At 45.5% G+C, this 571-nt stretch carries 1 protein-coding gene; it reads left to right on the forward strand.

Translation table 11 applies throughout. From position 1 onward, the window contains the following. Positions 1–374: 374 nt before the first annotated feature. The gene (locus GXP69_RS19255) at positions 375–497 is read left to right on the forward strand and encodes a hypothetical protein (protein WP_262887459.1); all 123 of its coding nucleotides are present in this window, start codon (positions 375–377) and stop codon (positions 495–497) included. Positions 498–571: the final 74 nt, after the last annotated feature.

Genomic DNA, 571 nt, shown 5'->3' on the forward strand with positions numbered 1-571 from the left:
TAACGAACAAGGCCAGAAAGCGCCAAGGCTTGCCTGCTGGCCTTGGTGGTTTATGGGCGTAGTTATCCGTGCTTGTTTTTCCTTTTTTGTAGTGACTGCTGATCTTAATTTCTTTTTTATTCAGGGAAAAACAAGCTGCTCGTTGGGTTATTTTCTCCATTCATTCTTCTTTTTCTAAATGGCTGCTTTAGCCACAGGCCATGTTGTTGATGCTGCGTATCGGCAAGCGTGGCCAGGGGCGGTAGGCTTTAAAATCCATCCATCACAGGCTTCTTCTAACACTAGAAAGACCTGTAAATGAACCCCCTGTCCGAAGTTAGCACACTTGACTTTGTCCATTTTCAAGGCTAACTTCGCCCCACTATAAGTCTTGCATGGGACGCTCCCGTCCGAAAGCACTGGCTTTCTACGGCACCGCCGCCGCAAGACTTCCAGTCACAAATTCCATTTATGCCTTTGGCTCTTTTACAGGTACTTTCCTTTTCATGAGCCTGTGATCCCTTCCTGCCAGTAAAGCCTGAAAGCTTCGCCATTTTTAAATTTGAAAATAATCCCTATGACGGATTAACTA

The sequence above is a fragment of the Pontibacter burrus genome (assembly GCF_010686685.1).
GTDB classification, from domain to species: domain Bacteria; phylum Bacteroidota; class Bacteroidia; order Cytophagales; family Hymenobacteraceae; genus Pontibacter; species Pontibacter burrus.

Coding starts and splice junctions, on each gene's coding strand:
- GXP69_RS19255 (WP_262887459.1), top strand. CDS start 375: ATGGGACGCTCCCGTCCGAAAGCACTGGCTTTCTACGGCACCGCCGCC.